18 protein-coding genes are annotated in these 24,170 nt (G+C 69.1%); 12 read left to right on the forward strand and 6 right to left on the reverse strand.

Annotated features, from left to right (window positions below):
* Positions 1–362: 362 nt before the first annotated feature.
* Entirely contained in the window at positions 363–4,295 is a 3,933-nt protein-coding gene (putA, locus tag DID98_RS21090; protein ID WP_044849064.1) for a trifunctional transcriptional regulator/proline dehydrogenase/L-glutamate gamma-semialdehyde dehydrogenase, read from the forward strand.
* An 84-nt stretch (positions 4,296–4,379) separates the two neighbouring features.
* Positions 4,380–5,519: a branched-chain amino acid ABC transporter substrate-binding protein gene (locus DID98_RS21095; protein ID WP_124486827.1), complete on the forward strand. Its 1,140-nt coding sequence runs from the start codon at positions 4,380–4,382 to the stop codon at positions 5,517–5,519.
* A 105-nt stretch (positions 5,520–5,624) separates the two neighbouring features.
* Here DID98_RS21095 and DID98_RS21100 read toward each other — a convergent pair whose 3' ends face one another.
* Both DID98_RS21100 and DID98_RS21105 read right to left on the reverse strand, forming a co-directional pair.
* Positions 5,625–7,139, reverse strand: a complete 1,515-nt coding sequence (locus DID98_RS21100; RefSeq protein WP_124571360.1) for a class I adenylate-forming enzyme family protein — start codon at positions 7,137–7,139, stop codon at positions 5,625–5,627.
* A 33-nt stretch (positions 7,140–7,172) separates the two neighbouring features.
* On the reverse strand, positions 7,173–8,825 hold the full coding sequence (locus DID98_RS21105; protein WP_124571361.1) for an acyl-CoA dehydrogenase family protein: 1,653 nt from the start codon (positions 8,823–8,825) through the stop codon (positions 7,173–7,175).
* 73 nt (positions 8,826–8,898) lie between these two features.
* Here DID98_RS21105 and DID98_RS21110 point away from each other — a divergent pair, with 73 nt between their 5' ends.
* The 4 genes from DID98_RS21110 (at position 8,899) to DID98_RS21125 (ending at position 13,295) form a co-directional block, all read left to right on the forward strand.
* Entirely contained in the window at positions 8,899–9,567 is a 669-nt protein-coding gene (locus DID98_RS21110) for a TetR/AcrR family transcriptional regulator (RefSeq protein WP_124571362.1), read from the forward strand.
* A 227-nt stretch (positions 9,568–9,794) separates the two neighbouring features.
* On the forward strand, positions 9,795–10,949 hold the full coding sequence (locus DID98_RS21115; RefSeq protein WP_124571363.1) for a pyridoxal phosphate-dependent aminotransferase: 1,155 nt from the start codon (positions 9,795–9,797) through the stop codon (positions 10,947–10,949).
* Between the two features lie 113 nt (positions 10,950–11,062).
* A complete protein-coding gene (locus DID98_RS21120) occupies positions 11,063–11,851 on the forward strand; it encodes an ABC transporter substrate-binding protein (protein ID WP_124571364.1) in 789 nt (262 codons plus the stop codon).
* Between the two features lie 13 nt (positions 11,852–11,864).
* Positions 11,865–13,295 carry an FAD-binding oxidoreductase gene (locus DID98_RS21125; protein WP_124571365.1) on the forward strand — a complete coding sequence of 477 codons (1,431 nt, stop codon included), beginning with the start codon at positions 11,865–11,867 and terminating at the stop codon, positions 13,293–13,295.
* Between the two features lie 24 nt (positions 13,296–13,319).
* On the opposite strand, the gene DID98_RS21130 is transcribed toward DID98_RS21125, so the two are convergent.
* From DID98_RS21130 to DID98_RS36645, 3 genes are all read right to left on the reverse strand, one after another.
* Positions 13,320–13,892 (reverse strand): PadR family transcriptional regulator, encoded by a 573-nt coding sequence (locus DID98_RS21130; RefSeq protein WP_124520454.1) that lies wholly within the window; start codon positions 13,890–13,892, stop codon positions 13,320–13,322.
* Between the two features lie 68 nt (positions 13,893–13,960).
* On the reverse strand, positions 13,961–14,392 hold the full coding sequence (gene cadR / locus DID98_RS21135; RefSeq protein WP_014895515.1) for a Cd(II)/Pb(II)-responsive transcriptional regulator: 432 nt from the start codon (positions 14,390–14,392) through the stop codon (positions 13,961–13,963).
* Positions 14,393–14,437: 45 nt separating this feature from the next.
* Complete coding sequence (locus tag DID98_RS36645; RefSeq protein WP_409362343.1) at positions 14,438–14,956, reverse strand: hypothetical protein; 519 nt, start codon at positions 14,954–14,956, stop codon at positions 14,438–14,440.
* A 27-nt stretch (positions 14,957–14,983) separates the two neighbouring features.
* On the opposite strand from DID98_RS36645, the gene DID98_RS21140 reads away from it, so the two are divergent.
* Both DID98_RS21140 and DID98_RS21145 read left to right on the forward strand, forming a co-directional pair.
* Positions 14,984–17,089, forward strand: a complete 2,106-nt coding sequence (locus DID98_RS21140; protein ID WP_409362344.1) for a heavy metal translocating P-type ATPase — start codon at positions 14,984–14,986, stop codon at positions 17,087–17,089.
* A gap of 13 nt (positions 17,090–17,102) precedes the next feature.
* Complete coding sequence (locus tag DID98_RS21145) at positions 17,103–17,468, forward strand: zinc ribbon domain-containing protein (RefSeq protein ID WP_124571367.1); 366 nt, start codon at positions 17,103–17,105, stop codon at positions 17,466–17,468.
* A gap of 161 nt (positions 17,469–17,629) precedes the next feature.
* Here the strand turns inward: DID98_RS21145 and DID98_RS21150 are convergent, their stop codons facing one another.
* A complete protein-coding gene (locus DID98_RS21150; RefSeq protein WP_124571368.1) occupies positions 17,630–18,508 on the reverse strand; it encodes a GyrI-like domain-containing protein in 879 nt (292 codons plus the stop codon).
* A gap of 278 nt (positions 18,509–18,786) precedes the next feature.
* Here DID98_RS21150 and DID98_RS21155 point away from each other — a divergent pair, with 278 nt between their 5' ends.
* The 4 genes from DID98_RS21155 (at position 18,787) to eutC (ending at position 24,165) form a co-directional block, all read left to right on the forward strand.
* Complete coding sequence (locus DID98_RS21155) at positions 18,787–20,250, forward strand: mechanosensitive ion channel (RefSeq protein ID WP_124486837.1); 1,464 nt, start codon at positions 18,787–18,789, stop codon at positions 20,248–20,250.
* Between the two features lie 210 nt (positions 20,251–20,460).
* Entirely contained in the window at positions 20,461–21,873 is a 1,413-nt protein-coding gene (eat, locus tag DID98_RS21165; protein WP_124486838.1) for an ethanolamine permease, read from the forward strand.
* A 106-nt stretch (positions 21,874–21,979) separates the two neighbouring features.
* A complete protein-coding gene (locus DID98_RS21170) occupies positions 21,980–23,377 on the forward strand; it encodes an ethanolamine ammonia-lyase subunit EutB (protein WP_044848390.1) in 1,398 nt (465 codons plus the stop codon).
* On the forward strand, positions 23,374–24,165 hold the full coding sequence (eutC, locus tag DID98_RS21175) for an ethanolamine ammonia-lyase subunit EutC (RefSeq protein ID WP_044848389.1): 792 nt from the start codon (positions 23,374–23,376) through the stop codon (positions 24,163–24,165). Before DID98_RS21170 ends, eutC begins: the two co-directional genes overlap by 4 nt.
* Positions 24,166–24,170: the final 5 nt, after the last annotated feature.

Below are 24,170 nucleotides of genomic sequence, written 5' to 3' on the forward strand. Positions count from 1 at the left end.
CCCGCCAACCCGCCAACCCCGCCGCCCGCGCCGCCCGCGCCGAGCGGCATGCGATCTCCGCAGGGCGCGTTCCAAACCTGCCCGCCGACCCGCCGACCCGGCCAGTGCAACCCGTCTTTCCCCTCGGCCGCGCACACCGAAGGTTGTCCACGCGTGCCAACTCGCCCTCGATCAGGGAAAACACCGATCCACCGACCACGGGCAACCCCTAGGTTGCGACCTTATAAGTGGCTGATTATATTGAGTAACTTCGAGGTGCAACCAGTCTCTTAATTCGGTTGCACCTTTTTATTGCGTGCCGTAGGATTTCGCGCATCCTCTCACACCACATTGCCGGGCTCGCACCGGCGCACGAACCCACCATGGCAAGCACGACTCTTGGCGTCAAAGTCGACGACCTTCTCCGCTCGCGCCTGAAAGACGCGGCAGCGCGTCTCGAGCGCACTCCCCACTGGCTGATCAAGCAGGCGATCTTCGCGTACCTCGAGCGGATCGAGCACGGCCAGCTGCCGCCCGAACTGTCGGGCAGCAGCGGCGTGACGGAGCTCGCCGACGGCCAGACGCCGGACGGTGACGACGACAACTCGCCGCATCCGTTCCTCGAGTTCGCCCAGAACGTGCAGCCGCAATCGGTGCTGCGCGCGGCGATCACGGCCGCGTATCGCCGCCCCGAACCGGAATGCGTGCCGTTCCTGCTCGGCCAGGCGCGCCTGCCGGCGAACCTGCAGGCCGACGTACAGACGCTCGCGACGCAGCTCGTCGAGGCGCTGCGCGAGAAGAGCTCGGGCGGCGGCGTCGAAGGGCTGATCCACGAGTTTTCGCTGTCGAGCCAGGAAGGCGTCGCGCTGATGTGTCTGGCCGAAGCGCTGTTGCGGATCCCCGATCGCGCGACCCGCGATGCGCTGATTCGCGACAAGATCAGCAAGGGCGACTGGCGTTCGCACGTCGGCCACGCGCCGTCGCTGTTCGTGAACGCGGCGACCTGGGGGCTGATGATCACCGGCAAGCTCGTGACGACCAACAGCGAAGCGGGCCTGTCGTCGGCGCTCACGCGCCTGATCGGCCGTGGCGGCGAGCCGCTGATCCGCAAGGGCGTCGACATGGCAATGCGCCTGATGGGTGAGCAGTTCGTCACCGGCGAGACGATTTCCGAGGCGCTGGCCAACAGCCGCAAGTACGAAGCGCGCGGCTTCCGCTACTCGTACGACATGCTCGGCGAAGCGGCGACGACGGAAGAGGACGCGCAGCGCTACTACGCGTCGTACGAACAGGCGATCCACGCGATCGGCAAGGCGGCCGGCGGCCGCGGCATCTACGAAGGCCCGGGCATCTCGATCAAGCTGTCGGCGCTGCACGCGCGCTACTCGCGCTCGCAGCAGGACCGCACGATGAGCGAGCTGCTGCCGCGCGTGCGTGCGCTCGCGCTGCTCGCGCGCCGCTACGACATCGGCCTGAACATCGACGCGGAAGAAGCCGACCGTCTCGAGCTGTCGCTCGACCTGCTGGAAGCGCTGTGCTTCGATCCGGAACTCGCGGGCTGGAACGGCATCGGCTTCGTCGTGCAGGGTTACCAGAAGCGTTGCCCGTTCGTGATCGACTACCTGATCGACCTCGCGCGCCGCAGCCGTCACCGCCTGATGATCCGCCTCGTCAAGGGCGCGTACTGGGACACCGAAATCAAGCGCGCGCAGGTCGACGGCCTCGAAGGCTATCCGGTCTACACGCGCAAGATCTACACGGACGTGTCGTATCTCGCGTGCGCGAAGAAACTGCTCGCGGCACCCGACGCCGTCTACCCGCAGTTCGCGACGCACAACGCATACACGCTGGCCGCGATCTATCACCTGGCGGGCCAGAACTACTACCCGGGCCAGTACGAATTCCAGTGCCTGCACGGGATGGGCGAGCCGCTGTACGAGGAAGTCACGGGCCGCGACAAGCTGAACCGTCCGTGCCGGGTGTATGCGCCGGTCGGCACGCATGAAACGCTGCTCGCGTACCTGGTGCGCCGCCTGCTGGAAAACGGCGCGAACACGTCGTTCGTGAACCGCATCGCGGATAAAACCGTGTCGGTGAAGGAACTGGTCGCCGATCCGGTCGACGAGGCGTCGAAGGTCGTGCCGCTCGGCGCGCCGCACGCGAAGATTCCGCTGCCGCGCCACCTGTACGGCGACGAGCGTCCCAACTCGATGGGCCTCGACCTGTCGAACGAACACCGTCTCGCGTCGCTGTCGTCCGCGTTGCTGGCGAGCGCGCACCATCCGTGGCGCGCGGCGCCGATGCTCGCCGATGACGCGCTCGCCGACGCCCCGGCGCGCGACGTGCGCAACCCGGCCGACCAGCGCGACATCGTCGGCACGGTCAGCGAGGCGACGGCCGAACACGTGAGCGCGGCGCTCGCGCACGCAGTCGCCGCCGCGCCGATCTGGCAGGCGACGCCGGTCGATGCGCGTGCCGACTGCCTGGTGCGCGCGGCCGACCTGCTCGAAGCGCAGATGCACACGCTGATGGGCCTGATCGTGCGCGAAGCCGGCAAGTCGCTGCCGAACGCGATCGCCGAAATCCGCGAAGCGGTCGACTTCCTGCGCTACTACGCGGCGCAGATCCGCGACGAATTCTCGAACGACACGCACCGTCCGCTCGGCCCCGTGGTCTGTATCAGCCCGTGGAACTTCCCGCTCGCGATCTTCATGGGGCAGGTCGCCGCCGCGCTCGCGGCCGGCAACACGGTGCTCGCGAAGCCGGCCGAGCAGACGCCGCTGATCGCGGCCCAGGCCGTGCGCCTGCTGCGCGAGGCCGGCGTGCCGGCCGGCGCGGTGCAGCTGCTGCCGGGCACCGGCGAGACCGTCGGCGCGGCGCTGGTCGCCGATCCGCGCACGCGCGCGGTGATGTTCACCGGCTCGACCGAAGTCGCGCGCCTGATCAACAAGACGCTGTCCGCGCGCCTCGACCCGGACGGCAAGCCGATTCCGCTGATCGCGGAAACGGGCGGCCAGAACGCGATGATCGTCGATTCGTCGGCGCTCGCGGAGCAGGTCGTCGCGGACGTGATGCAGTCGTCGTTCGACTCGGCCGGTCAACGGTGTTCGGCGCTGCGCGTTCTGTGTCTGCAGGACGATGTCGCGGACCGCACGCTGACGATGCTCAAGGGCGCGATGCACGAGCTGGCGCTCGGCAACCCGGACCGCTTGTCGACCGACGTCGGCCCGGTGATCGACGCCGAAGCGAAGCAGACGATCGACACGCACGTCGCGACGATGAAGGACAAGGGCCACACCGTCACGCAGCTGCCGTCGCCGGAAGCCTGCGCGCACGGCACGTTCGTGCCGCCGACGCTGATCGAGATCGGCAGCATCGACGAGCTGAAGCGCGAAGTGTTCGGCCCCGTGTTGCACGTCGTGCGCTATCGCCGCAGCCAGCTCGACAAGCTGCTCGAACAGATCCGCGCGACGGGTTACGGCCTGACGCTCGGCATCCACACGCGGATCGACGAGACGATCGCGCACGTGATCTCGAACGCGCACGTCGGCAACATCTACGTGAACCGCAACGTGATCGGCGCGGTGGTCGGCGTGCAGCCGTTCGGCGGCGAAGGGCTGTCGGGCACGGGTCCGAAGGCCGGCGGCGCGCTGTACCTGCAGCGCCTGCTCGCGACGCGTCCGTCGGGCCTGCCGCGTTCGCTCGCGCAGACGCTGATCGCGGACGGCGCGGTCGATGGCGAACAGCGCAGCAACCCGGCGACGGCGCTGACCGCGCTGCGCGACTGGCTGATCGAGCAGCGCGAACCGGCGCTGGCCGCCCGCTGCGACGGTTACCTGGCGCAGGTGCCGGCCGGTGCGACCGCGGTGCTGACCGGCCCGACCGGCGAGCGAAACACGTATACACTCGGCCCGCGCGGCACGGTGCTGTGTGTCGCGGCAACGCCGAGCGGTGCGCGCGCGCAGTTCGCGGCGGTGCTGGCGACCGGCAACCGCGCACTGTTCGCCGGTGCCGCGGGCGAGGCGCTGGTGGCCGCGTTGCCGGCTGCGCTGAAGGCGCATGCGGCCGTGCGCAAGCAGGCCGACGCGCCGTTCGACGCGGTGCTGTTCGAAGGCGACAGCGACGAGCTGCAGACGCTCGTGAAGGACGTCGCGCAGCGGCCGGGCCCGATCGTGTCGGTGCAGGGCGTGTCGGCGGGCGCGTTCGAGAACGGCGACGCGGAAGACTACGCGCTCGAGCGCCTGCTGACCGAGCGCTCGGTGAGCGTGAATACGGCCGCGGCGGGCGGCAATGCGAATTTGATGACGATCGGCTGACCATCCTTGCCGTTCGGATCAATCAAAGGAAGCGGCAAGGCGATCCCGAAGCCGCTCCATTTACCCTGGTACCAAGGAGAAGCTATGCAACACACGATGAAAAAGCTGGCAGGCGCGACGTTCGTCGCCGTCATGTCGCTGGCGGGGACGGCCCATGCGGATGACGTGAAGATCGGTTACGCAGGGCCGATGACGGGCGCCCAGGCTCACTACGGCAAGGATATGCAGAACGGGATCGCGCTCGCGCTGGAAGACTTCAACGCGACCAGCCCGAAGATCGGCGGCAAGCCGGTGAAGTTCGTGCTCGAGACGCAGGACGACCAGGCTGACCCGCGCACCGGCACGACGGTCGCGCAGAAGCTCGTCGACGACGGCATCAAGGGCATGCTCGGCCACTTCAACTCGGGCACGACGATTCCCGCTTCGCGCATCTACGCGAACGCCGGCATTCCGCAAATCGCGATGGCGACGGCGCCGGAATACACGCAGCAGGGTTACAAGACGACCTTCCGCATGATGACGTCCGACACGCAGCAGGGCTCGGTGGCGGGCACCTTCGCGTCGAAGGATCTCGGCATGAAGAAGATCGCGATCGTCGACGACCGCACGGCCTACGGCCAGGGTCTCGCCGACCAGTTCGAGAAGGCCGCGAAGGCCGGCGGCGCGACGATCGTCGACCGCGAATTCACGAACGACAAGGCGGTCGACTTCAAGGCGATCCTGACCAAGCTGAAGGCCGCGAAGCCGGACCTCGTCTACTACGGCGGCGCGGATTCGCAGGCAGCGCCGATGGTCAAGCAGATGAAGACGCTCGGCATCACCGCACCGCTGATGAGCGGCGAAATGGTGAAGACGCCGACGTTCCTGAAGATCGCGGGCAACGCGGCCGACGGCACGATCGCATCGCTGGCAGGCCTGCCGCTGGAAGAAATGCCGGGCGGCAAGACCTACGCCGACAAGTACAAGAAGCGCTTCGGCGAAGAAGTGCAGACGTACTCGCCGTACGCGTACGACGGCGCGATGGCGATGCTCAACGCGATGAAGAAGGCCGATTCGACCGATCCGGCGAAGTACCTGCCGGTGCTCGCGAAGACCGACATGGCTGGCGTCACGTCGTCGCACGTCGCGTACGACGCGAAGGGCGACCTGAAGAACGGCGGCATCACGATGTACAAGGTCGAGAAGGGCGAGTGGAAGCCGCTGAAGAGCATCGGCGGCAAGTAAGCATGGCGTGAGCGCGGGCGGGGGCGTCGCAATGCCCCGTCTCGCATCGCGTGCGAAAAAGCCATCGGGCCGTCGGGTCCGGTGGCTTTTTCTTTGGCTTCGGCGTTACTCGCGCTCGCGCCGCGTGCGCAGCAGGAACTTCTGCAGCTTGCCGGTCGGCGTGCGCGGCAGCGTTTCCGCGAACACGAATTCGCGCGGGAGCTTGTACGCGGCGAGCCGCTCGCCGCAGAACGCGCGCAGCGCATCCGCATCGGGCGCGGCGCTCGCGCGCAGCACGACGTGCGCGACGACCGTCTCGCCCCATTCCGGATGCGGGACGCCGACGACGGCCGCTTCCGCGATGTCCGGATGCGCGTCGAGCACGTCCTCCACTTCTTTCGAATAGACGTTCTCGCCACCCGTCACGATCATGTCCTTCAGCCGGTCGACGATGAACAGGTAGCCATCCTGATCGATTCGCGCGATGTCGCCGGTGCGATACCAGCCGTCCGGCGCAAACGCGGCGCGCGTCGCGGCCGGGTCGTCGAGATAGCCGAGCATCATGCTGTCGGCCTTCAGCCAGATTTCGCCGGTGTCGCCCGGCAGCGCGTCGGCGCCATTGCTCCGCACGACCCGCAGGTCGACGCCGGGGCCGCCCTGGCGACCGATCGAGCCGGCTTTCGCGATCTGCTCGTCCGGATACAGCGTGGTGCCGGCCGGGCCCGTTTCCGTCATTCCGTACACCTGGAAGAACGCGTTGCTGCGATACGCATGCGCGAGCCGTTCGGCCTGCGCGGCGCCGATCGGGCCGCCGCCGTACAGCCATGCGCGCACGCTCGACAGGTCGAACGCCGCGAAGCGCTCGATCGTGTCGAGCGGCAGCGTATACGACACCGGCGCGCCGAAATACAGCGTCACGCGTTCGCGCTCGACGGCCTGCAGGAAGCGCAGCGGATGGTATTCGCGCAGCAGCACGACGGTGCCGCCTGCGTACAGCGTGCCGCCGAACCAGTTGTTCAGCGGCGACGAATGCCAGATCGGCATCGCCATCAGCGTGCGTTCGTTACGGCCGATGCCGGTCGCGAGCGCCGCCTGCATCGCTGCGAGCGTCACGGTGCGATGGCTGTGCACGCAGCCTTTCGGGCGGCCGGTCGTGCCGGACGTGTAGAGGATCTGCGCGACGTCGCCGTCGGCCGGCTCGATGCCCGCGACGCCGTCCATCGCCGCGCACATCGCGTCGAAGTTCGGCGTGCCGGCGGCGTCGCCTTCGGTGACGAGCCGCCGCACCGGATGGATCACGCGCGCCAGCACCGGCGCGAGCGCCGCGTCGAACAGGAGCACCGTGCTGCCGCTGTGCTCGAGCACGTAGTCGACTTCCGGCGCCTGCAGCTTGTGGTTGATCGGCACGAACGCGGCGCCGAGCCGCCACGCGCCGAACATCAGGTCGACGAACGCGGGCGTGTTCAGGCACATCGCGGCGACGCGGTCGCCGGCCGCGACGCCGAGTGCGCTCAGCACGGCCGCCGCGCGATGCGAACGCTCGCGCGCGGCGGCGTACGTGATCGCCGTGTCGTCGTGGATCAGGAACGGCTTGTCGGGCGTCGCACGGGCGGCGCGGTCGAGGGCGGCGACGAGGTTCATCATGGCTCCACGCGAGGAGGACGAGCGGGCGCGTCAGGCCGGGTACGCGCGCTGCAGCAGCGCGCCGACGTCGAACGCGTGCGGGTCGAAGCCGCCCGCGATGCGGCCCCAGTCGGGCGCGGCGAGCCGGGTCGCGACGAATGCATCGGCGACGAACGCGGGCGCGTCGCGCCGCAGCAGGCACGCCTGCGCGACCAGCGCGAGCCGTTGCGCGAACACCCGGGCCGACGCCTCGAGCGTGTCGGCCGGCGCCGCGAGCATCGCGCGCATCGTATCGAGCGCCGCGCGGATGCGCGGTTCGCCGGCGCCGAGGTCGGCCAGTTCGGCGAGCAGCGCCGCGGCCGCGTCGGGCTCGCGCGACACCGCGCGCAGCACGTCGAGGCACATCACGTTGCCGGAGCCTTCCCAGATCGAGTTGACCGGCGCTTCGCGGAACAGGCGCGCGATCGGCCCGTCGTCGACGTAGCCGTTGCCGCCGAACACCTCCATCACCTCGCCGGTCAGCTCGACCGCGCGCTTGCAGACCCAGAATTTCGCGGCGGGCGTGACGATCCGCTTCCACGCGCGTTCGCGCGGCGCGTCGTCGCGCTCGAACGCGTCGGCGAGGCGCATCGCGAGCACGAGCGCGGCCTCGCTTTCGAGCGCGAGGTCGGCGAGCACGGTGCGCATCAGCGGCTGCTCGGCGAGCGCGCGGCCGAACGCGTGGCGCCGCCGCGTGTACGCGATCGCCTGTACGACGCCCTGGCGCAGCATCGCGGCGCTGCCGAGCACGCAGTTCAGCCGCGTGTAGGTGGCCATCTCGATGATGGTCGGAATGCCGCGGCCTTCGTCGCCGAGCATGATCCCCCATGCGTCGTTCAGCTCGATTTCGCTGCTCGAATTGCTGCGGTTGCCGATCTTGTTCTTCAGCCGCTGGATCTCGACCGCGTTCTTCGTGCCGTCGGGCCGCCAGCGCGGCACGTAGAAGCATGACGGGCTGCCTGCTTCGGTGCGCGCGACGACCAGGTGCGCGTCGCACATCGGCGCGGAGAAGAACCACTTGTGGCCGCGCAGCCGGTATTCGCCGCCGCGCCCGCCCGCGCCGACCGGGGTCGCCAGCGTCGTGTTCGCGCGCACGTCGGAGCCGCCCTGTTTCTCCGTCATCCCCATGCCGAACCAGATCGAGCGCTTGTCGGCGACCGGCACGTCGCGCGGATCGTAGTCGTCGCTGTACAGCCTGTCGCGCAGCAGGCCCCACAGCGCCGGCTCCTTCTGCAGCACCGGAATCGCGGCCTGTGTCATCGTCGCCGGGCACAGCGTGCCGGCCTCGATCTGGCCGTGCAGGTAGAAGCCGGCCGCGGTCGCGGCCCAGCGGCCGGGGCGCGTGTCGCGGAACGCGAGCGACACGAAGCCTTCGTTGCGGTACATGCCGAGCAGCGTGTGCCAGGCCGGATGGAAGTCGACGCGGTCGATGCGCCGGCCGCGCCGGTCGAACGCGTTCAGTTCCGGCGCGTGGCGGTTCGCTTCGTCGGCGAGCTGTGCGGTGTCGGCGCTGCCGAGCCGCGCGCCGTACGCGTCGAGCCGCGGCACGGCCCAGTCGGCGCCCGCGCGGGCGAGTGCGTCGCGCAGCGCGACGTCGGTGGCGAAGAGGTTATAGTCGACCAGTTCGTCGAACTGGTTCGTGACGTCTCGGGTCGATTCGGTCATCGGGCTGTCTCCGGTCTCGTGCGTCGCGGTCTGCCGGTCAAACGCGTTTCCGCTGAATTTCAGATTAGCAAATATGCCGCCGCGACATGTTCAGGTTCCGGCGCCGCCCGGCCAGCCGGCGGCGCAACCCGCGCCCGCGCTGCGTCGCCGGCCGCGCCAGTCGCGCGCGCAGGCCACGTCCGACGCGCTGCAGCAGGCCTTCGTTCAGCTTTTGCTCGAGCGCGGCTACGCGAAGGCGACGATTCGCGAGATCGCGGCCGTCGCGGGCGTGAGCGTCGGCACCTTCTACGAATACTTCGGCGACAAGCAGAGCCTCGCCGCGCTGTGCATCCACCGGCGCGTGCTGGCGCTGGCCGACCGGCTGCGCGATGCGGCGCACGGGTTGCGCGGCGCGCCGCGCGCCGAGCTCGCGGCCGCGCTCGCCGACCTGCAGGTCGACGCGATCGGCGCCGACGCCGCGCTGTGGGGCGCGTTCTTCGCGCTGGAGCGGCAGGTGTCGCCGCTCGCCGCGTACCGGCGCCATTACGACGCCTATGTCGCGCTGTGGCGCGACGCGCTCGCGCAGGCCGCCGATCCACCGCCGGCCGCGCGGCTCGACGGGATCGCCCGGATGGCGCATGCGGTCTGCTACGGCGGCGTCTCCCAGGCGCTGCTCACGCTCGGGCCGGCACTGGACCTCGATGCGTTGCGCGGCGAGTTGCGGGCCGTGCTGAGCGCCTACCTGGCGGCCGCGGGCGCGTGACGCGCGGCGTGGCCGCGCGCGTCCAGGGGAAATGCCCGATTCGCATGCATTGCCGGTCACTCGGCCTTGGCGTCGAGCCAAGCGTATGGCCGCTCATGAGAAAAACGCATGGCCGCCATGACGAACTTTCGGTTGTCCGCCGATATTGGCTCGGGCTAAATCATCCCCGATGAGACCGGCCGCGCGCATCGCACGGGCCGGCCCGAAGGACATCAGAAGGAGAACTCATGCGAAGCGCCACCAGGCCCCGTTCGAAACTGCCGGACGTCGGGACGACGATCTTCACGGTGATCGGCCAGCTTGCCGCACAGCACGATGCGCTGAACCTGTCGCAGGGCGCGCCGAATTTCGCGCCGGATCCGGCGCTCGTCGACGGCGTCGCGCGCGCGATGCGCGACGGCCACAACCAGTACGCGCCGATGGCCGGCCTCGCGTCGCTGCGCGAACGGCTCGCGGAGAAGACCGAGGCGCTGTACGGCACGCGCTATGACCCGGGCACCGAGATCACGGTGATCGCGAGCGCGAGCGAGGGGCTCTACGCGGCGATCAGCGCGCTCGTGCATCCGGGCGACGAAGTGATCTATTTCGAGCCGTCGTTCGACAGCTATGCGCCGATCGTGCGGATGCAGGGCGCGACGCCGGTCGCGATCAAGCTGTCGCCCGAACATTTCCGCGTGAACTGGGACGAAGTGGCCGCCGCGATCACGCCGCGCACGCGGATGATCGTCGTCAATACGCCGCACAACCCGACCGCGACCGTGTTCTCCGCCGACGATCTCGAACGGCTCGCGCAGCTCACGCGCGATACCGGCATCGTGGTGCTGTCGGACGAGGTCTACGAGCATGTCGTGTTCGACGGTGCGCAGCACCAGAGCGTCGCGCGTCACCGCGAGCTGGCCGAGCGCAGCGTGATCGTGTCGTCGTTCGGCAAGTCGTTCAACGTGACGGGCTGGCGGGTCGGGCATTGCGTCGCGCCGGCCGAACTGATGGACGAGATCCGCAAGGTGCACCAGTTCATGGTGTTTTCGGCCGATACGCCGATGCAGGTCGCGTTCGCGGAGATCCTCGCGCGGCCGGAAAGCTATCTCGGCCTGGCGGCGTTCTACCAGGCCAAGCGCGACCTGCTGGCGCGCGAGCTGGCCGGGTCGCGCTTCGAGCTGCTGCCGAGCGAAGGCTCGTTCTTCATGCTCGCGCGGTTCCGCCACTTCTCGGACGAGCGCGACAGCGACTTCGTGCTGCGCCTGATCCGCGATGCGCGCGTCGCGACGATTCCGCTGTCGGCGTTCTACACCGACGGCACCGACGCGGGTGTGATCCGCCTCAGTTTCTCGAAGGACGACGCGACGCTGATCGAGGGCGCGCGGCGGTTGCGTTCGCTGTAATCGCGGGCGCGGCCCGCACCCAAGCAGGCGACGTGTACGTCGCACCGAAAGTCACGGACGGGACCGGCGCACGTGCGGAAGCGCGGCGCCGACCGGCCAGCCAGGAGATCACGATGAAGCATGCACACACCCTCAAACTCGCGCTCGCATTCGCGTGCGCGCTCGGCTCCGGCGCGGCATCGGCCGACGGGCAAACGCTGCGTTTCGGCCTCGAGGCGCAATATCCGCCGTTCGAGTCGAAGGCGCCGAACGGCGACCTGCAGGGCTTCGACATCGACGTCGGCAATGCCGTCTGCCAGACCGCGAAGCTGTCGTGCAAGTGGGTCGAGACGTCGTTCGACGGGCTCATTCCCGCGCTGCAGGGCCGCAAGTTCGACGCGATCAACTCGGCGATGAACGCGACCGAGCAGCGGCGCCAGGCGATCGACTTCACGACGATCATCTACCGCGTGCCGACGCAGCTGATCGCGCGCACCGGCAGCGGCCTGCTGCCGACGCCGGAAGCGCTGAAGGGCAAGCGCGTCGGCGTGCTCCAGGCGTCGATCCAGGAAACCTACGCGAAGGCGCACTGGGAGCCGGCCGGCGTGTCGATCGTCGCGTACCAGGACCAGAACCAGGTGTATGCCGACCTCGTGTCGGGCCGCCTCGACGCGACGCTGGTGCTCGCGCCGGCCGGCCAGCGCGGCTTCCTGTCGCGCCCGGACGGCAAGGGCTTCGCGTTCGTCGGCCAGCCGGTGCGCGACGACCGGATTCTCGGCAGCGGGATCGCGTTCGGCCTGCGCAAGGGCGACGACGCGCTGAAGGGGAAGCTCGATGCGGCGATCGACAAGCTGAAGGCGGACGGCACGGTGAAGTCGCTCGGCCAGAAGTACTTCGGCGACATCGACATCTCCACCAAGTAAGCGGACCCGCACGATGCAGAGCCTGGAGACGGCCGCCGCGCGTGGCGGCCACGATGTAGCCGCGCCGGCGGACGACGCGCTCGAGGCGGCGCTCGTCGCCGCGCTGGGCGACACGCTGGTCACGCGGGCGGCCGAGATCGATCCGCGCTACTTCACCGCGTACAACGAGCCGGCCGGCGTGCGGCCGCGTGCGCTGGTGCGGCCGCGCAGCGTCGACGACGTGTCGCGCACGCTCGCGCTGTGCACGCGGCTCGGGCAGCCGGTCGTGCCGCAGGGCGGCCTCACCGGGCTCGCGCGCGGCGCGGTCGCGCTGGGCGGCGAGATCGTGCTGTCGATGGAGCGTTTCGCGGGCGTCGAGTCGATCGACGCGGCGGCGGGCACGATGACGGTGCGCGCCGGGACGCCGCTGCAGACGGTGCAGGAGGCAGCGGACGCGGCGGGTTTCACGTTCGGCGTCGATCTCGGCGCACGCGGTTCGTGCCAGATCGGCGGCATGCTCGCGACCAACGCGGGCGGCACGCGCGCGATCCGTTACGGCATGATGCGCGAGCAGGTGCTCGGCCTGGAAGCCGTGCTCGCCGACGGCACCGTCGTGTCGTCGATGAACCGGATGCTGAAGAACAACGCGGGCTACGACCTGAAGCAGCTGTTCATCGGCAGCGAAGGCACGCTCGGCATCGTCACGCGTGCCGTGCTGCGGCTGCATCCGAAGCTGGCCGCGCCGGCCACCGCGCTCTGTCGCGTGCACGGCTACGATGCCGTGGTCGGGTTGTGGAACCGTCTGCGCGCAGTGCCCGAGCTCGTCAGTTTCGAAGCGATGTGGCCGGCCTTCTACGACTACGTGGCGCGTCATACGCCCGGCGTCGTCGCGCCGTTCTCGGGCGACGGCGGCTTCGCGGTGCTGATCGAGTGCGCGACGAGCGCACCGGGCGGCGATGCGCGCGCGGCGCTGGAAAACGGCCTGGCGGATGCGATCGACGCGGGGCTCGTGGACGATGCGGCGCTGGCGACGTCGGAGCGGCAGGCGCGCGACTTGTGGACGCTGCGCGAGGGCCTCGCAATCGATGCGCTGCCGCATCTGGTGAACTTCGACGTGAGCCTGCCGACGGGCGAACTCGGCCTGTTCGCCGGGCGCTGCGAAGCGGCGTTGCGCGCGGCCTGGCCCGACATCGTGTGCCTGTGCTTCGGCCACGTCGGCGACGGCAACGTGCATGTCGGCGTATCGCTCGACGGCATGCGCGACGCCAACGCCGATGCGATCGATCGCTGCGTCTACACGGTCGTCCGGGACCTGGGCGGCTCGGTGTCGGCGGAGCACGGCATCGGCATGCTCAAGCGCGCCTATCTCGCGCACACGCGCAGTGAAGCGGAAATCGGCCTGATGCGGCGCCTGAAGGCCGCGCTCGATCCCGTCGGCGTGCTCAACCCCGGCAAGGTGCTTTGAGCGGCACGCGCCGATGGCTGCGCGTCAGCCGTCGACCCAGCGCAGCGCGCCGATCTTCACGTGTTCGACGACGCTGCGCGCCCAGTCGAGCTCCGCGTTCAGCAGCATGAGCGCATGCTCGTTGTGCAGCAGGAACAGGCGCGGCACCTGGTCGTTCTGCGCGGCGTTGCGCAGCGACTCGAGACGTTCGCGTTCGGCTTCGAGCGCTGCGATGCGGCGCTCGAGTTGCCGGCGTGCATCGTCGGCATCGAGCAGCGGCAGGAACGCGAGGCCGGCGCCGAATGCCGGAAACTCGCGCGCGGGCTCCGCGAGCAGCGCATGCAGCCATGCCTGGCCGGCCGTATGTCCGGCTTCGGTCAGCGTGTACAGCGTGCGCTCGGGAAACGCGCCGTCGCGCTCGGTGTCGTGCACGGCGATCAACCCGTCGCGCAGCAGCCGGTCGATCGTCTGGTACAGGCTCGTGCGCTGCCGCACGTTGACGACTTCGTCGTAGCCGCGCGCCTTCAACTGCTGCAGCATTCCGTATGGATGCATCGGCGTTTCAGTGAGCGTCGCGAGGACCGCGAGTGCGAGCGGAGACGGGCGGCTTGTTGACATGAATAGTTATGTTGTGTCTAGTAAGAATATAACTAGTATCAACTAGACTATCATATTCGACAAGGGTTTCAGCCGAGGTGCGAGCGCTTTGCGGCCGGCGCGACGGTTTCCATCGTCGCGAGACCGTGCACGATTCCACAGTCCTCGACCGAATGTTCGCCGACACACTGGCGGCGCAATTCGGTGAGCTGGTCGCGCAGATGCGTCAGTTCCGCGAGGCGCGCATCGACGTGGCCGATGTGTTCGTCGAGCAGCGCGTTGATCGAATCGCATGGGTCGGCGGGCGTGTCGGTGAGCTGCAGCAGCGCGCGGATTTCGTCGTGCGCCATGTCGAGCGCGCGGCAGTTGCGGATGAAGCGCAGCCGCTCGACGTGCACGTCGGTGTAGTTGCGGTAGTTCGAATCGGTGCGCTCCGCATCCGGCATCAACCCCTCCTTCTCGTAGAAGCGGATCGTCTCGGGCGTGCAGCGGGCCGCCTTGGCGAGTTCGCCGATCTTCATGGCTTTCTCCTTTGCAAGGGTTGACCTTGTAGTGGCTTCAGGGTGTTAACTGTACTCCGTCAAGCCATAGAGGAGGTTGTCATGACCGACGCGCAGCGTACCCACGACCCACGACACCGTCATGCCGGCGGCGCCGAGACCTGCTGCGCCGATGCGCGCGACCCGCAGGCGGCGACCGTTGGCGACGCGGCGTCGGCGGCCGGCGAGCACGCGCACGGCGACGCGGCGGCGCGCGACGGGCAGTCGCGTGGATGCGGCCACGACCATGACCCCGATCAGGCATCGGCGCACCTCGCCGGGCACGACCACGGTGACCGTGCCGGCCACGCGCACGGCGACGGGCACGGCGCGGCGTGCTCGCACGACCATGCGGCACACGGCCATGCCACGCATGACCATGCTGATCACGATCACGACCACGACCACGACCACGACCACGACCACGACCACGACCACGACCACGACCACGACCACGACCACGACCACGCGGCCGGCGCCTGCTGCGCGCCGGCCGCGCTGACGCTCGCACCGCTGCCGGCCGCGCGCGCGACCGCGTCGGGTCATGTGCGCTCCGCGTTCCGGATCATGCAGATGGACTGCCCGACCGAGGAAACGCTGATCCGCAAGAAGCTCGGCGGGATGCAGCAGGTGTCGGCGCTCGAATTCAACCTGATGCAGCGGATGCTGACCGTCGACCACGTGGCCGGTGCGCAGCCTGCGATCGAAAGCGCGATCCGTACGCTCGGGATGACGCCGGAGGCCGCGTCGGCCGACGCGCCGGCAACGCCGGTCGCGCCGCCGCCCGCGAAGCCGTGGTGGCCGCTCGCGGTCGCCGGCGTCGCCGCGATCGCGTCCGAGGCCGTGAGCTGGGCCGGCCTGCCGGTGTGGCTGTCGGCGGTGCTGGCGCTCGCGGCCGTGCTCACGTGCGGGCTGACCACCTACAAGAAAGGATGGATCGCGATTCGTAACGGCAACCTGAACATCAACGCGCTGATGAGCATCGCGGTGACGGGCGCGATGGCGATCGGCCAGTGGCCGGAAGCCGCGATGGTGATGGTGCTGTTCACGATCGCCGAGCTGATCGAGGCGAAGTCGCTCGATCGCGCGCGCAATGCGATCCAGGGCCTGATGCAGCTCGCACCGGACATCGCGACCGTGCAGGACATCGATGGCACGTGGCGCACGATCGAGGCCGCGCGGGTCGCGCTCGGCGCGATCGTGCGCGTGAAGCCGGGCGAGCGGATCGGGCTGGACGGCGAAGTGGTCGCGGGCCGCTCGACGGTGAACCAGGCGCCGATCACCGGCGAGAGCCTGCCGGTCGACAAGACGGCAGGCGATGCGGTGTACGCGGGCACGATCAACGAAGCGGGTTCGTTCGACTATCGCGTGACGGCGGTTGCCGCCAACTCGACGCTCGCGCGGATCATCCACGCGGTCGAGGAAGCGCAGGGCGCGAAGGCGCCGACGCAGCGCTTCGTCGACCGGTTCGCACGCGTCTATACGCCGATCGTGTTCGCGGTCGCGCTGCTGGTCGCGGTGGCGCCGCCGCTCGTCATGGGCGGCGCGTGGCACGACTGGATCTACCGCGCGCTGGTGCTGCTCGTGATCGCGTGCCCGTGCGCGCTGGTGATCTCGACGCCGGTGACGATCGTGTCGGGGCTCGCGGCCGCGGCGCGGCGCGGGATTCTCGTGAAGGGCGGCGTGTATCTGGAAGAAGGCCGCAAGCTCGCGTGGCTCGCGCTCGACAAGACCGGCACGATCACGCACGGCAAGCCGGTGCAGACCGATTTCGACCTGCATGCGACGGACGTCGACGCGGCGCGCGTGCGTCATCTCGGCGCGAGCCTCGCGGCGCGCTCCGATCATCCGGTGTCGCAGGCGATCGCCGCGGCGGCGCGCGACGCGCAGACGGCAGCATTCTCCGATGTTGAGGAATTCGAAGCAATCGTCGGGCGTGGCGTGCGCGGCACGATCGACGGCGCGCGCTACTGGCTCGGCAACCACCGGCTCGTCGAGGAGCTCGAACGCTGCTCGCCGGCGCTGGAGGCGAAGCTCGACGCACTCGAGCGGCAGGGCAAGAGCGTCGTGATGCTGGTCGACGACACGCGCGTGCTCGGCATCTTCGCGGTGGCCGACACGATCAAGGACACCAGCCGCGCGGCGATCGCCGACCTGCACGCGCTCGGCATCCGCACCGCGATGCTGACCGGCGATAACCCGCACACCGCGCAGGCAATCGCGCAGCAGGCCGGCATCGACGATGCGCGCGGCAACCAGTTGCCCGAGGACAAGCTCGCGGCGGTCGAGGAATTGTCGGCGGGCGGCGCGGGCGCGGTCGGGATGGTCGGCGACGGGATCAACGACGCGCCGGCGCTCGCGCGCGCCGACATCGGCTTCGCGATGGGCGCGATGGGCACCGACACGGCGATCGAGACGGCCGACGTCGCGCTGATGGACGACGACCTGCGCAAGATTCCCGCGTTCGTGCGGCTGTCGCGCGCGACGCACCGCGTGCTGGTGCAGAACATCGGCTTCGCGCTCGGCGTGAAGATCGTGTTCCTCGGCCTGACGGTCGCCGGGCTCGGCACGATGTGGATGGCCGTGTTCGCCGATGCGGGTGCGAGCCTGATCGTCGTCGGCAACGGCTTGCGGCTGCTGTCGAAGACGGGCGTGTTCGACAGCGCGCGGACGCAGTGACGAGGAGCGGGCGATGAGCTTTCTGAAACGGATCCTGGGCGGCCAGGGAGGCGGTCATGGCGGTGGGCATGGAAGCGGCCACGGTAGCGGCGGGCATCACGGCGGACCGGGCCGGGAAGGTCATGGCGGCCACGATGCGCGCGGCCGCGATCGTCACGGCTGGGGCTGGCAGCTGTCGGCCGACGCGCAGGGCGGCACGGGCAGCAACGTGCCGCTGCGTCAGCTCGCCTGTGCGGGCTGCGGCGCCATCAACGCGGCGGATGCGCGATTCTGCGCGCAGTGCGGTGTAGCGCAGCGGGGCAAGGCGTGCAGCCGCTGCCACGCGGCGCTGGCCGCTGACGCGCGCTTCTGTCCGGGCTGCGGCACGCAGGCCGGGTAAGGCTCGATCGTCGGCCTCGATGCCGGCGTGACGGCCGATCTCCAAGGGCGGCGTGGCGCCTGCAACGGGCGCCGCCGGGCCACGGCGTGCGGGCTCGCTCCGAGCCCCGAGCCCCGAGCCCCGAGCCCCGAGCCCCGAGCCCCGAACCCGGGACCTGCCGCTCAACGCAGCGGCAAATGAATCTCGGTGCGCAGGTCTGCCGGCGCCGCATCCATCGGCGTATTCAGATACAGCTCGAACGGCGGCGCATCGGCGGCATCGCGGCCCGAGTGACGCAGCCAGTCGCCGTACAGCCACTGGTAAGCGGTCTTGAGGTCCGCATACGGCCCGGTATGCAGCAGCACCGCATACTCGCCGCCCGCGATCGTGATGCGCTCGACCGGCGGCGTCGGCTCGACGTCCGGCGCGCCGCCGGCCGGCACGAAGCACGCTTTCGCTCGCAATTGCGCTTCGGGCGTGGTGTCCGGATCGTCGTAGAAGATCCCGATCATCTTTGCGCCGGGGCCGATCAACCCGTGCTGCCCGACCCACGCGCCAATCTGCCCGAACGCGTCGCCGACCTTCAGGTAAGCGCCCGTATGCGCCACCGCGTAACCGCGCAGTTCCGGCTGCCGCCGGATCTCGACTTCATGCTTGAACATGTCCTCCTCTCCTCGCTGTAACGGATAGATCGGCCGGTGAACCCCGGCGCGCCGGTGCTGCGCGGGCGGCACGCCGTAAGCATCCCGAAATGCGCGTGCGAACGCGTGCGTCGAACCGTAGCCGGCGCGCCGGGCGATCGCGTCGAGCGGCAGCGCCGTGCAGACGAGGTCCTCCGATGCGCGCACGATCCGCATCCGCCGCACCGTCAGCACGATCGACTCGCCGTACAGCGCGCGATAGACGCGCTGCCAGTGATATGGCGACAGGCACGCGATGTCGGCGAGCCGGTTCAGGTCGAGCGTGTCGTCGAGGTGCGTGCGGATGTGGTCGTGAACGCGCGCGATGCGTGCTGCATAGCGGGTCCACGCGGGCGTTTCGGCTTTCGTGTCGACGGTCATGCGTGCGTCCCCCGGCAGGAATCGACGTCACGGTAGCACGCCGCCGATTGATAAATCTTGCGGAGATGCGTAGGCCAACAAAATCTGCCCCTTTTTAATTTCGCCGAAATGGGGTCTCGTCCCCGTCGAGATATGTCTAAAGTTAAAGACGGTGAAATCGGGTGATCGCGTCATTTTTCTCGGGTAAGTTGCTTGGGGCGGCAACGCACGGTTTTCGAAGTACGCAGGTAGTTCGTCGATGTTCAATCGCAACGCCACGTTTTTCGGGAGAAGAAGAAATGGATGCTTCCAGCTTCATCACGTCGCTGCAGACCACGCTAGGCGGATACCTGCCGAAGATTGCCGGCGCGATCGGCATCCTGGTGATCGGCTGGCTGATCGCCGTCGCGGTGCGGGCCGGCGCGCTCCGGCTGCTCAACGCGCTGAAGGTCGATCAGCGGATCAACGAAAGCACCGGCCAGGGCGCGCGCGTCGAGCGGATCATCGCCGGCGGGCTGTTCTGGCTCGTGCTGCTCGTCACCGCGGTGGGCATCTTCAACGTGCTCAACCTGTACGCGGTGTCCAATCCGTTCTCGCTGCTCGTCACCCACATCGTCAACTACCTGCCGAACCTGATCGGCGGCGCGGCGCTGACGCTGATCGCGTGGCTGATCGCGTCGCTCTTGCGCAGCCTCGCGAACCGTGCGCTGAAGGCGAGCAAGGTCGACGACAAGCTGTCCGAAAGCGCGGGCATGCAGCCGATGAGCGGCTATCTCGGCGACGTGCTGTTCTGGCTCGTGATCCTGATGTTCCTGCCGGCGATTCTCGCGTCGTTCGCGCTGTCCGGCCTGCTGTCGCCGGTGCAGGGGATGGTCGACAGGCTGCTCGCGATCGTGCCGAACCTGTTCGCGGCCGCGGTGATCGGCTTCGTCGGCTGGGTCGTCGCACGCGTGCTGCGCGGCCTCGTGACGAACCTGCTGGTTGCCGCAGGCGCCGATCGCCTCACGCAGGGCCTCGACAGCCCGACGCCGGTGCGCGTGTCGAGCCTGATCGGCACCATCGTCTACGTGTTCGTGTTCGTGCCGACGCTGATCTCCGCGCTCGACGCGCTGAAGATCGACGCGATCTCGATTCCCGCCACCAACATGCTGAACCAGTTCCTCGGCGCGGTGCCCGACATCGTCGCGGCGATCGTGATCGTGCTCGTCACGTTCTATTTCGCGCGCTTCGTCGCGTCGCTCGCGCAGAAGCTGCTGGAAGCCGCCGGCGCCGACGGGCTGCCGGCCGTGCTCGGCGTCGAGCGCGTGTTCTCGGGGATCCTGCAGCCGTCGGTGCTGGTCGCGCGGCTGATCGTGTTCTTCGCGATGCTGTTCGCGTCGGTGGAGGCCGCGAACCGGCTCGGCTTCACGCAGGTGCGCGACGTCGTCACGCTGTTCATCGAATTCGGCGGCCATGTGCTGACGGGCGGCGTGATCCTCGTGATCGGCGTATGGCTCGCGGGCCTCGCGCGCCGCGTGATCGAGCAGGCCGACCGCGAGCACAGCGTGCTGTTCGCACGGATCGCGCAGTTCGCGATCCTCGGCCTGGTGTTCGCGATGGGGCTGCGCGCGATGGGCATCGCGAACGAGATCGTGCAGCTCGCGTTCGGCCTCGTGCTCGGCGCGATCGCGGTGGCGGTCGCGCTGTCGTTCGGCCTCGGCGGCCGCGAGGCGGCCGGCAAGCTGCTCGACCGCTGGTTCAACCAGCGCGGCGGCGGTCAGTAACGCTGGTGACGCGTCGGCCGTCCGGCCGCTTCGCGCGGCCGGACGGTGTGTGCATGACTCTCGTGGAGAGCCGCCCACCGCCCACCGTTGCCGTCAGCGAAACGTCAGCCGTCATCTTTGCCGAATTTCGATAACACGTCGTTTAATGACTCTCTAGCATCGATTCTCAGTCGCGCGGGCCCGCAGGCCGGCGCCTTTCAGGAGAATCCGATGAAAGCAGAGTCGAATGGCCGGCCCGCCGCCGGCGCCAAGTCGTCCGGCCAGCCCGCGCTGCAGCAGACGCTCGGGACCTGGCAACTGTGGGGCATCGCGGTCGGCCTCGTGATTTCAGGCGAATACTTCGGCTGGAGCTACGGCTGGGCGAGCGCCGGCACGCTGGGTTTCGTCGTCACCGCGCTGTTCGTCGCGGCGATGTACACCACCTTCATCTTCAGCTTCACCGAGCTGACGACGTCGATCCCGCACGCGGGCGGCCCGTTCGCGTATGCGCGCCGCGCATTCGGCCCGGCGGGCGGCTATCTCGCCGGCGCCGCGACGCTCGTCGAGTTCGTGTTCGCGCCGCCCGCGATCGCGCTCGCGATCGGCGCGTACCTGCACGTGCAGTTTCCGGGGCTCGAACCGAAACACGCGGCGATGGGCGCGTATCTCGTGTTCATGGCGCTGAACATCGTCGGCGTGCAGATCGCCGCGACGTTCGAGCTGGTCGTCACGCTGTTCGCGATCTTCGAGCTGCTGGTGTTCATGGGCGTCGTGTCGCCGGGCTTCGCGTGGAGCAACTTCATGAAGGGCGGCTGGTCGGGCGCCGATCATTTCAGCGTCGGCGCATTCCACGGCATGTTCGCCGCGATCCCGTTCGCGATCTGGTTCTTCCTCGCGATCGAAGGCGTCGCGATGGCCGCCGAGGAGGCGAAGAACCCGAAGCGCTCGATCCCGATCGCGTACGTGGCCGGCATCCTGACGCTCGTCACGCTCGCGATCGGCGTGATGGTGTTCGCCGGCGGCGCGGGCGACTGGACCAAGCTCGCGAACATCAACGACCCGCTGCCGCAGGCGATGAAGTACATCGTCGGCGCGAACAGCGGCTGGATGCACATGCTCGTGTGGCTCGGGCTGTTCGGGCTCGTCGCGTCGTTCCACGGGATCATCCTCGGCTATTCGCGCCAGATCTTCGCGCTGGCCCGCGAAGGTTATCTGCCGGAGTGGCTCGGCAAGGTGCATCCGCGCTTCAAGACACCGCATCGCGCGATTCTCGCGGGCGGCGTGGTCGGCATCGCCGCGATCTACAGCGACGAGCTGATCCAGTTCGGCGGCCAGACGCTCACCGCGAACATCGTGACGATGTCGGTGTTCGGCGCGATCGTGATGTATATCGTAAGCATGGCGGCGCTGTTCAAGCTGCGCCGCTCGCAGCCGAACCTGGAGCGACCGTTCCGCGCGCCGCTGTACCCGTTCTTCCCGGCGTTCGCGATCGTTGCAGCCCTGATTTGCCTTGCGACGATGGTGTACTTCAACGGGCTGGTGGCGATGGTGTTCATCGCGTTCCTCGCGCTCGGCTACGCGTACTTCCTCGCGACCCGTTCGCAGCGTGCGAGCGCACCGGGCGACGCGCTGCTCGAGGAATGAGGATGGCCGACCCGAACGGCTGTTCGTGACGGCATGCGGCGCGCCCCGTCGAACGGGCGCGCCGTCGGCGTCAGGCAAGGCAAGGACTGGCAAGGAGATTCGAACGATGTCCTACACGGAGACGATCGGTCCGCGCACGTACCGTTTCGCGGACCTGAAGACGCTGCTCGCGAAAGCGAGCCCGCTGCGCTCGGGCGACCAGCTCGCCGGCGTCGCGGCGGCGAGCGAGGAGGAGCGCGTGGCCGCGAAGATCGCGCTCGCGGGCGTGCCGCTGAAGGCGTTCCTGAACGAAGCGCTGATTCCGTACGAACACGACGAGGTCACGCGCCTGATCCTCGACGATCACGACGCGGCCGCGTTCGCGGAGATCTCGCACCTCACCGTCGGCGACTTCCGCAACTGGCTGCTGTCGCCCGCGGCCGACGGCGCCGCGCTCGAGCGGATCGCGCCGGGCCTCACGCCCGAGATGGTCGCGGCCGTGTCGAAGCTGATGCGCAACCAGGACCTGATCGCGGCCGCGCGCAAGCGCCGCGTCGTCACGCGCTTTCGCAACACGGTCGGGCTGGCCGGCCGGATGTCGGTGCGGCTGCAGCCGAACCATCCGACCGACGACGTGAAGGGCATTGCCGCGTCGATGCTCGACGGGCTGATGTACGGCTGCGGCGACGCGATGATCGGCATCAACCCGGCGACCGACAGCCTCGCGGCGATCGTGAAGCTGCTCGCGATGATCGACGGATTCCGCGAACGCTACGGCGTGCCGACGCAGTCGTGCGTGCTCACGCACGTGACCAACACGATCGCGGCGATCGAGAAGGGCGCGCCGGTCGACCTGGTGTTCCAGTCGATCGCGGGCACCGAGAAGGCGAACGCGAGCTTCGGGATCTCGCTCGCGCTGCTCGGCGAGGCGCGCGAGGCCGCGTTGTCGCTCAAGCGCGGCACCGTCGGCAACAACCTGATGTACTTCGAGACGGGGCAAGGCAGCGCGCTGTCGGCGAACGCGCACTTCGGCGTCGACCAGCAGACCTGCGAGGTGCGCGCGTATGCGGTCGCGCGCAAGTTCGATCCGTTCCTCGTGAACACGGTGGTCGGCTTCATCGGGCCCGAATACCTGTACGACGGCAAGCAGATCATCCGTGCGGGGCTCGAGGATCATTTCTGCGGCAAGCTGCTCGGCGTGCCGATGGGCTGCGACATCTGCTACACGAATCACGCGGAAGCCGACCAGGACGACATGGACACGCTGCTGACGCTGCTGGGCGCGGCCGGCATCAACTTCATCATGGGCATCCCGGGCGCGGACGACGTGATGCTGAACTATCAAAGCACGTCGTTTCACGACCAGCTCTACGTGCGCGAGGTGCTCGGCCTGCGCCGCGCGCCCGAGTTCGAGGAATGGCTGGAGACGATGGAGATCGCCGACGCGCACGGCGCGCTGCGCGCCGCGAGCGCGCGCGTGCCGCTGCTCGCGGGCGCGAACGACTGGATGGGGATTTCGGCATGAGCGATGCCGTCGAAAAGAACCCGTGGGCGCAGCTGAAGTCGTTCACGAACGCGCGGATCGCGCTCGGCCGCGCGGGCAGCAGCCTGCCGACCGCGCCGCTGCTCGCGTTCAACCTGTCGCACGCGCAGGCGCGCGACGCGGTGCACCAGCCGCTCGACGCGGACGCGCTGCGCCGCGAGATCGACGCGGCCGGCTTCGCGACGCTCGGCGTGCAGAGCGCGGCGCCCGACCGCCAGCATTACCTGCGCCGGCCCGATCTCGGCCGCAAGCTGTCCGATGACGGACGCGCGCTGCTGGCCGGCTACGGCGCGGCGCTCGACGACGCGCCGGAGGTGGTGTTCGTGGTCGGCGACGGGCTGTCGGCGTTCGCGGCCGCGAAGCAGGCGCTGCCGCTGCTGCAGGCCGTGTGCCCGAGGCTCGAAGCGGACGGCTGGCGGATCGGCCCGGTGGTGGTCGCGACGCAGGCGCGCGTCGCGCTCGGCGACGAGATCGGCGAACTGCTGCGCGCGCAGGTCGTCGCGATGCTGATCGGCGAACGGCCGGGGCTCAGCTCGCCGGACAGCCTCGGCGTGTACCTGACCTGGGCGCCGAAGGTCGGCTGTCACGACGCACTGCGCAACTGCATCTCGAACGTGCGGCCCGAAGGGCTGCCGCATGCCGCGGCCGCGCACAAGCTGCATTACCTGATGACGCACGCGCGCCGGCTCGGCCTCACGGGCGTCGGGCTGAAGGACGACAGCGATGCGCTGTTGCCGCAGGCGGAAGCGGAGCGGATCGGCGCGGATTGAGGCGG

This window comes from Burkholderia sp. Bp8984, from assembly GCF_003853755.1.
GTDB lineage: Bacteria > Pseudomonadota > Gammaproteobacteria > Burkholderiales > Burkholderiaceae > Burkholderia.